The following is a 9111-nucleotide window of genomic DNA, read 5'->3' on the forward strand; positions in this document are numbered from 1 at the left end:
CACCAGTGCGACCATACTTTGTCTTAGTATCCACTCTATGGAAAGAAGTGGTTAGGTAGCATGGATCTTTTTCGCTCCTCGCTCCTAAAAATATCCTTTAATTCAACTATATTCCGATATTCGATTGATCTAATAAACTTGAACTATCTGAAAATCTAAGAAAACAAGAGAAAAACGGAGATAAGCATTTGTTCATAGAGGGAGAATAGTTTAAAGAAGCGATAATAAAGTCATAGTAACGGAGGGGAATAGCGTGTCTACACCATGTCTGAGATTAGAGAAAATTTGGGAAGATGAATTCTGTTTTGAGTTAAACTTATCCGTTAAGTCCTCATACTGCCATTCAAATCTAAACTTTTACACCACATACGAACAAATAGATGAATTTAAGCAAGGTTTATTAAAGATTTCCACCTTTGAACAAAAAGAATATGTTTGGATTTCAGGAGAAGATGTAGATAACGTAACACATTATGTTTATATAAGAGTGTTTTTATATAACAAAAAAGGGCATGTGGGAATTGAAATACTATTGGATAACAAATTAACCATACCTGATAAAATGCGTTCGCTTTCATTTCTCCTCACAGAAATGAATCAAATTGATGATTTTATATATCAGCTTACTGGATTAATTAAAGAAGAAAGAATCTTAGTAGAAGGTATTATTCCTTATGATTATTGAGCTAACGGAGATACATAGTTTAAAAACGGTTGCTAGAGATGGCATCCGTTTTTGCGTTACTTCGCTTTCGGGCAGGGAGTTTAGTTGAATAACCACCTCACTCGAACTAAATAAGGTTTGGATATAGTTTTGCTATAATGAAAGTAACTTTAAAGCAAAGGAGTCTTTTTATGAAGACCAAGGTTATAACTATATTTTTAGCTATACTCCTAGTGATTAGTGGTTATATAAATTACAGTTATCTAACAAAGGATAAACAAGAGATTGAAAATTTATTCGCTAAATACACATCACATATAACTTATACCGAGTCCCTTGAAAGTGGATTAAAAGGGGATTCGCCCTTCTACTATTATTTAGAATTGATTGGTAAAAACCTTGCTATTGGTGAACTCATTCAACGTCATCCAAATTATCGCGAAAACGAATTTGCAAAAATCTATACCGATGTTCCTATTGATATGAGATTGCTTTTCGCGCGAGCGTATGAATCCCAAAATAGGGAAAACGAATTAAGGAGACTTCATGAAATTCATCAGATTGTAGCGAAACATTTAAATAAAGATGTAGTAAGAGATCCACGTCAATACCATTATGCGTACGTTAATGCGCAGTCCGAAATAAGGGAAAAGAAACTATTAGACGAACAAATAATGGGCGGTCTCCTTGGTTGGTAATCATTGCTTGTTGCACTAACGGAGATCGATAGCAGGGAACGGGTTCTCCCTTGTGTAGTTGCTGCGGTAAAGGAGAGAAGAGTGGATCCCCAATTGCTTAGCTGCTTCTCGATATGAAACATTCTCTTCCAATACCAACTTTATGGCCTGCATCTTAAATTCTTCTGAATAGCTTTTATTGGTTCGTCCGGTCTTCCCCATGCTAAAAATCCCCTCCGATTTACAACGATCTAAGTACATCTTACAGATGTCCCTTTTTCGTTGTCTACCATGAGGGGATAATACCACCTGTTTATTTTGGGTACTGTCTCTTTTTAGGGACTTGTTATAGTCGTTTGGGTACTAGCAACTTACTGCAAGAGAAACTAAATGTAAATCTGGTCACTAGGTTATTTTTCGGGTTTAATATAAGGGACGATTTGCGCAATAGCCCCTACTGAAGCACCACGAATAAAATCTTTATTTTCTAAGGCTTTAAAATTTTTTGTTTGGCCAGTGAGCATTATACCTAAAATCTTTACTTCATTAAATTGTTTCTTTTTATTTAAATTTAAAAACTCCTGGATTGTTTCGTTATTACCAATAGCATCATATTTTTCAAGTGCATCAATAAAGCTTTTGTATGCTTCCATCGGTGCATCAGATGGATCAAATCCATAAACTGGCATACCCATAGGACCGTTACTTTCATCTACAATTGGTGAGGTCATATACAACCATACGATGTTTAAATTATCGGGAATATTTGCTTGTATTTCTTTTAATGTATAAGGCTTATAGAAAGAAATGGCAACTTCCGCAACGTAATTTTCCATTTGTGATACTTCCTTTAGTTCGTTTTGTATACCATCATCATACTCTTGAATGGATGGATGATAAAATGTCGCAACTTTATTCTTAGTTTGTTTGTCATACTCATAAAAATCCGTTTCAGAGGAATAAAAACCTGGTGTTAATTCGTTATGGTCAATCTTCATTCTTAACCAAGAATACGAGCTTGTGAGTGTACTCCATTGAACTAGATATCCATTGATATTTTTAGAACGATTCGTAATGATATTGCCACCAAACATCGATGAATTACTCGTTACTTGAGAGTTGATTTGAATATTTGGTCCAGCAATTGCATTATGTAAAAAAAGCTGTTCATGAAGTCTTGAAGAACTTTTGGATGCAAAGTAGTTGCCAGTTTTATAAAGTATAGGTAATAGAATTATTACAACAATAATTGAAATGATGACGGTTTTTAGTAGTTGTTTTCTTTTAGCCTTATTTAAAGCGGTTTTAATCGAGGTGTCCACTAACGTTTTCCTCCTATTGTTGATTGAACAAATTTACGTGCGCGGTATAATTTTTGCTTTACGCTATCTACTTGAATGTCTAAAAAATCAGAAATTTCCTCATATGAAAAATCATAATAATACTTTAAAAAGAAAATTTCTATATATTCCTTTTTCATGTCTTTTAATAAATAGAAAATCTCATCTTTATTTAAAATGGTATCAAATTCATGATCTGTATGTTGTAGCTTTGAATAAATTTCCTCAGATAAGTAAATGTTCTGCTGCTCCTTTTTCCTTTTTAAGTCAATATATTCATTGAGTGATACTCTAAAAAACCACGGACGTATATTGCTCTCTGTTATGTCATCCAACAAAAGATAAACTTTGTAAAAGGTATTTTGAATAATATCTTCCGCATCTTCTTTTTTGGCTCCTTTCACTAGTAATAGTCGGAACACGTCCTCTCCTAAATTGATAAGATAGGAGGCTAGTACATTTTCTTTTTTCATCTTTTGTCCTCCCTACACTTATACAACGAATGAGAGTTTATAAATGTATACACTTATATTAATTTTATATGAATTAATTAATGAACGGGGGCTATACTGATTCCGGAAAGGCATTTGAGAGGTAATTAATAATTAACAGGGACGTTAATCTACGAAGGTCAATGCTCCTTTTTATTGCACTAACGGGGATCGAGAGCGACATAGGATGCGCTTCTGATCCTATTCCTGATTACTCGCCTAACGGGAGTTTAGTTTAATAGATACAAATGATAGTATAAAAGGAAAATTGGTAATTTTAGGGGCGATTAAACATGGATTACTGGAGAAATAATACAATTTGGTTTGACGAAATTCCAGATACTCTTTTGCTTGACTTAAACTTAAAAGAAGACAAATTAAAGGAAATGCCACTTCAAGATATCAAGTATTTGATTTTATGGCATTATAAAAAAAATATATTGGGTAATTTTACGGATATCCCTGAAAATCTTCTTTATCTAGAACTAAACTGGTCCAATATGCAAGATTTTGCTGGAATAGAAAAATTGAATCAAATAAAGCGTTTAGAATTACATTATTGCACTAAATTACAAAGTGACTATGGTCTATCAAAAGTAGCTGATACCTTAGAACACTTGCATATTAATCAATCGAAGAAATTAATTCCAACAGAGGAGTTGTTTCTTCTTAAAAACCTCCGAGTTCTTTGCCTTAACTCATGTGGTAATCTTGAAAGTTTGTCTTTTTTAAACCAATTTCCCAATTTAATTGATTTTCGATTTGTTGACACAAATGTTTTGGATGGAGACTTATCGCCAATATTAGAACACCCAACAATTAAAAGCGTCGGATTCTTAAATAAAAGACATTATAATATCAGTGACAAAAAAATGGACCTTCTTTTAGTAGAGAAGAATAATGGTGAAGAGCATATGTCTGTTATACAGAAGGGTAAATTTCAAACTTTAGATATATCTATTGAAAAATGAACCTCTTATTGCACTAACGGAGATCGATAGCGGGGGAATGGGATCGGCATCTATCCCCTGCTTTTTGCTCCGTGGGAAGGGCAGAATAGTTTAATAGTGCGCCTAGCAAAGCTAGGCACAGCTCATTGGTGAAAGTCCAATCGAGGTAGGGGCCAAGCCGCCTCGTAGCTAGCAGGCATCTGGTGGTGAGAGCCTAAGGATGGAGCCCTGTGAAAAGCCCTGACTAAGGGTGAAGCAAAGCTGCAGGCCGTAACATGAAGTGAATCCTGCCGCATCGTCATAAACAACCCGAAAGGGACAAGAGGGAGCCGAACCTCGTATTGTATGGTGAAGGCCACGGAACGCGTGAAGAACTTGGAGAATCAGCGCGGAAAAACCCTCCGGTGTATGGGGATCGGCATGCAGTGACAGTTGTGTCTGGAACTAGGGAGACCCTACCTTGCACGACAGTGTCGTAAAGCGCGAACCTATAAGCCCAAAGGGGTGAAGTGGCCAGCGGCGAGAAGGGAGTCGGAGAGGGTGGTAGTACCTGTGAACCCAGGACAACACAACCTGGGGGAGGAAAGCACCCTTACTTTGTTCACGGGTATCGAAGGAGGTAAGAGCGAGTGAATGCAGTGAAATCTGCTAACTACACCAAAGGAAAAGTTCGAGAACTCCAAAGAACCCTCTATCTTGCGGCTAAGGCGAATGCCAATCGCAGGTTTCATGCCCTGTACGACAAAGTCTACAGATCAGACGTCATGTGGGAAGCATGGAAACGGGTCAAGGCAAATCGAGGAAGTGCGGGAGTCGATGGTATGACGATTCAGCACATTGTACAGGAATACGGGGAAGAACAATTCGTGAGAGATACGCAACAACAGTTGCGGGAGAATGCCTATCGTCCCAAGCCAGTACGACGGAAGGATATACCCAAGGGTGATGGTAAAACGCGACCACTGGGAATACCTGTAATTCAAGATAGACTGGCACAAATGGCAACGAAAATCGTCCTCGAGGCGATTTTCGAGGCGGACTTCAAAGATTGTTCATTCGGGTTTCGACCGAAGCGAAGCGCCAAACAAGCGATCGAGCGGATACACAAAACGGTGAACTACGGGAGAGTATATTGGGTGGTGGATGTCGACATCACCGGGTACTTCAACAATATTCCACATGACAAATTGCTCAAACTCGTGGAACAACGGGTAAGCGACCGAAGAGTGTTGAAACTCATTCGAAAGTGGTTGAAAGCTGGAGTCATGGAAGAAGGCCTGTTCCGTGACACAGAAATCGGAAGCCCTCAAGGCGGCGTGATTTCCCCATTGCTTGCGAATATCTACCTCAACTATCTCGATTCTATATGGGAGAAGAAATTTGCCCATATTGGCACACTAGTGCGATATGCTGATGATCTGGTTATTTTATGCGAAAAGAAAACCCACGCTCTTGAAGCCATTCAAGTGCTCAAGGCAGTTTTCGGGAAATTAGAACTGACCATGAACACGGACAAGTCCAAATTAGTGAACCTGTGGTTAAATAAAGAGGGGTTCGACTTCCTCGGATTTCATAACCGGCGCATGCCGAAGCTGTTTAAGTCGGGTAAATTCTATGACTTGCGGAGTATTCCATCTAAGAAAGCGATGAAGAAAATGCGTGCCAAGGTGAAGGAAGTAACTGCACCACGAGCACATCTCTATTGGTCGCCCAAACAAATGGTAGACAAGCTCAATCCTATTATACAAGGATGGAAGAATTACTACGGCAGCGTAGATCCAGGCATGTCAAACAAGTTCCTGTCAAAAGTGGACTGGCACATTATTCGGAGACTGACACTGTACTGGAACAAGAAGTACAAACGAAACCATTTGCACCCGAGAAAGGTAGCAGAGGAATTCGGACGTATGGGACTGAAGCGAGTTAGTGCTTGGGGTAGCTATACTGCACAAGGTGAAGAACATCGGAAAGCCGTATGCGGGAAAACCGCTCGTACGGTTTGATGAGGGAGGGCTGGGAAACCAGTCCCCTACTCTACAGGAAAATTAAAGGAATGAGAAATATGAGTATGCAAGATGTCTTAAAGCAGATTATAAAGGACACTATTGCCCCTTTATTTAAAGCAAAAGGATTTAAAAAGAAAGGAAACAACTTCGCAAAGATATTTACTGATTTTGCTTGGGTTGTTAATATCCAAAATTCAAAGTGGAATACCACAGAAGAAGTAGAGTTTACCTTTAATACTGGGATATTCACTGATAAATTATTCGGAACTTTTTATGAGATTGAACCTCCGCAATTTCCAACAGAAATATACTCCGTTCTTAGACTTGGTGTTACGGAGTTGAAAGGTATTCCAGATGAGTGGTATAAACTTCATCTAACAGCTGACATAGAAGAAATTAAGAGAGAAATCCAAAGTGATATTGAAAATGTGATATTCCCACACTTTGAACAATTTCGAACGATTGAAGATGTAATAAAGGAAATGAAGCGATTAGAAGAGCAAGGTAGGCATGAATGTCCTCATTTTTTAACGATTCTTTATCATGCTTATGGTTTCAAAGAGGAAGCCCAAAATCGAATAAATAAAATGTATTCAGAACTGATTGAACCACAAAAGGAATTTACAAAAGAACTTGCTGAACGTTTAGGATTAGATGTGAATTGATAATTTGTTCAGCTAACGGAGATCAATAGCTAAATAACACCGAATGAGAATAGGCTGCCAGCGTAGAAAGGCAGCCTAATGTGCTATTGGGTAGGAATGTTGAATAAAAAGCAGAAGAAATACACTATTTAAGAAATAGAATTGAAGTTTAGGAGAAGCTGATGATGAGAAAAAAACTGATTTGTATAGCACTGATTGTGGGGATACAGTTGTCGGTCATCTTCCCTTTTTCAATTGGTATCGCAAGTGGTGGAGAGATTATTGGACAAGAAAAAGCTGGGGGGTATTTCTACGTTGTTAAAAAAGAAATAAGTTCTTTTGAATGGGAAATTGGTTATCGTAATTCCCATTCAATAATAAAAGAAGATAAAAATAATAAATTGGATTTGGAGAAGTTTCATAAAATTGTAAATGAAATTAGCCGTCAAAGGTTCAAACTTCTACTATCAGTATTGTATTTGAGTATTCTTCTTAGTGCTCTTTTATTTGTGTTTAAGAAGAAGACTAAAGAATCCAAAAAAGGAGGTGTAATATTTATAAGTGGGTTGTTGACTATAACAACGTATATCATTTTAAAGACATCTATTGAATTATATATTTCTTGTCAAGAAGCTAAATTCTTATATTTAGTACTAACCCAATAAAGCTTATATTTTATTGAACTATCGAGGATCGCTACTTGAATAACAGTAAAATGATTAACCCCCTCCCATTCCAGTAATGCTGGATTTAAAGAAGGTAAATTCTTGGGAGGGGTTTATTTTGAATTTAAGTGAATTGTGGTGCTTATATAAGGCGGATAAACGTATTCTGGGGTTCAGTCCTCATACATTAAAAGCTTACTCACTTCAATTAAATGTCCTCACTCGTGAAATAGGTGATTTGGAACTAAAAGACGTTACTTTGCCATTACTTAAAGAATATTTGGCTAAACAGTCCGAGCGTCTCAAGCCCAGTAGTTTGGGTCATCGAATTCGATTTATAAGGTCGCTTTTCCGATATGCTTTTGAAGAAGGATATGTTTCACGGAATCCAACCCTCAAGCTAAGAGAACCGAAGTCAGACAAGAGAATCCCAAAATTCCTGATCGAAGAAGATGTCATTCATCTAAAGATATCCTGTCAGTCCCTTCGTGATCATGCCCTGTTACAATTTCTGTATTCCACTGGTTGCCGTGTGGGAGAGGTTCATCGATTAAACATAGAAGATATCAATTGGGAGAACGGATCTGCGATTGTCAATGGGAAGGGTTCTAAACAACGTGAGGTTTATTTCACGACAGAATGCAAAGTATGGCTGAAAAAGAATTTAGATAGCCGAGAAGATAACTGTGAAGCGCTATTTGTAACCGAGCGCAACCCGATTCGTCGGATGACGATCCCGACCCTCCGTTACACTGTAAAATTGATTGCAGCCCGTGGAAGGATTCCTGTTAATGTTTATCCTCATCGTTTTCGACATACCTACGCTTGCCAGCTACTTGATAACGGTGCCCCATTAGATTTCATTCAAGGGATGTTGGGTCATGAAAAGGCATCCACTACCCAGATTTATGCTCAGCTAAGGGGAGAGCGTCGAAGAGAATTATATAAACGATTTTTCTAGGAGCCTAACGGCTCCTTTATTCTGCTAAAGGGCAGCATTCCTGTAATGGAGAAATATGAACTTTGAATATAAAAAAGCCCCTTGGTATCATAAGTTGTGTACTGCGCTTGGAGGCAAAAAGGACAACTCAACATACCAGGAGGCTGCAAAATGAATTATAACCAAAATCATAAGATTGCTCAAATTACTTCTCAAACACTAGTTATAGGCGTAGACATTGCGAAATTCAAGCATGTTGCACGTGCGCAAGACTTTAGGGGAATAGAGTTTGGAAAACCGTATTCCTTTGAAAATACCAGTTCTGGCTTTGATGGTTTTCTAGCTTGGATTCAAGAGTTAACTCAAAAACATAGCATGGAGAAGACCATCATTGGAGTTGAACCCACAGGACATTATTGGCTGAATCTCGCTCATTTTCTTAGAGAACAAGCGATTAAACTTGTTGTAGTAAATCCAATGCACGTAAAGAAGAGTAAAGAGTTAGACGACAACTCACCTACCAAGAATGAATGATGTGAAGGATGCCAGAGTTATCGCTCAGCTCGTCAAGGATGGAAGATACGCCGAACCCCATATCCCGCAAGGAGTTTATGCCGAACTTCGAGTGGCAAAAAAAATACGCGATCTTTTATCTGTTGACCTTCAAGCGGTACAGGGTCAAATTCATAATTGGTTAGATCGTTATTTTCCAGAGTTTTTAACGGTCTTTAAAG

Annotated in this window: 10 protein-coding genes and 1 pseudogene; 8 read left to right on the plus strand and 3 right to left on the minus strand. The window is 37.9% G+C overall.

Features of this window, described 5'->3' with window-relative positions:
• The first annotated feature begins 253 nt into the window (after positions 1-253).
• Entirely contained in the window at positions 254-685 is a 432-nt protein-coding gene (locus ACGLXV_RS00535) for a hypothetical protein (protein ID WP_391557053.1), read from the plus strand.
• A 170-nt stretch (positions 686-855) separates the two neighbouring features.
• The gene (locus ACGLXV_RS00540) at positions 856-1362 is read left to right on the plus strand and encodes a hypothetical protein (RefSeq protein ID WP_391557054.1); all 507 of its coding nucleotides are present in this window, start codon (positions 856-858) and stop codon (positions 1360-1362) included.
• A gap of 15 nt (positions 1363-1377) precedes the next feature.
• Here the strand turns inward: ACGLXV_RS00540 and ACGLXV_RS00545 are convergent, their stop codons facing one another.
• The 3 genes from ACGLXV_RS00545 to ACGLXV_RS00555 all read right to left on the minus strand — a co-directional run bounded on the left by ACGLXV_RS00545 (position 1378) and on the right by ACGLXV_RS00555 (position 3154).
• Complete coding sequence (locus ACGLXV_RS00545; protein ID WP_391557055.1) at positions 1378-1563, minus strand: transposase; 186 nt, start codon at positions 1561-1563, stop codon at positions 1378-1380.
• A 188-nt stretch (positions 1564-1751) separates the two neighbouring features.
• Entirely contained in the window at positions 1752-2663 is a 912-nt protein-coding gene (locus ACGLXV_RS00550) for a sigma factor regulator N-terminal domain-containing protein (RefSeq protein WP_391557056.1), read from the minus strand.
• Positions 2663-3154 (minus strand): RNA polymerase sigma factor, encoded by a 492-nt coding sequence (locus ACGLXV_RS00555; RefSeq protein ID WP_391557057.1) that lies wholly within the window; start codon positions 3152-3154, stop codon positions 2663-2665. The genes ACGLXV_RS00550 and ACGLXV_RS00555 overlap by 1 nt, the downstream gene beginning before the upstream one ends.
• 311 nt (positions 3155-3465) lie before the next feature.
• On the opposite strand from ACGLXV_RS00555, the gene ACGLXV_RS00560 reads away from it, so the two are divergent.
• The 6 genes and pseudogenes from ACGLXV_RS00560 to ACGLXV_RS00585 form a co-directional block, all read left to right on the plus strand.
• Positions 3466-4143, plus strand: a complete 678-nt coding sequence (locus ACGLXV_RS00560; protein WP_391557058.1) for a hypothetical protein — start codon at positions 3466-3468, stop codon at positions 4141-4143.
• Between the two features lie 608 nt (positions 4144-4751).
• Positions 4752-6125 (plus strand): group II intron reverse transcriptase/maturase, encoded by a 1374-nt coding sequence (gene ltrA / locus ACGLXV_RS00565; protein ID WP_391557059.1) that lies wholly within the window; start codon positions 4752-4754, stop codon positions 6123-6125.
• 59 nt (positions 6126-6184) lie between these two features.
• A complete protein-coding gene (locus tag ACGLXV_RS00570) occupies positions 6185-6793 on the plus strand; it encodes a DUF4304 domain-containing protein (RefSeq protein ID WP_391557060.1) in 609 nt (202 codons plus the stop codon).
• Between the two features lie 161 nt (positions 6794-6954).
• Positions 6955-7437, plus strand: coding sequence for a hypothetical protein (locus ACGLXV_RS00575; protein WP_391557061.1), 483 nt, complete (start codon positions 6955-6957; stop codon positions 7435-7437).
• Positions 7438-7555: 118 nt separating this feature from the next.
• A complete protein-coding gene (locus ACGLXV_RS00580) occupies positions 7556-8398 on the plus strand; it encodes a tyrosine-type recombinase/integrase (RefSeq protein WP_391557062.1) in 843 nt (280 codons plus the stop codon).
• Positions 8399-8548: 150 nt separating this feature from the next.
• Positions 8549-9111: pseudogene (locus tag ACGLXV_RS00585) on the plus strand (IS110 family transposase); the annotation flags it as partial.

This window comes from Robertmurraya sp. (assembly GCF_036676585.1).
Taxonomy (GTDB): domain Bacteria; phylum Bacillota; class Bacilli; order Bacillales; family Cytobacillaceae; genus Robertmurraya_A.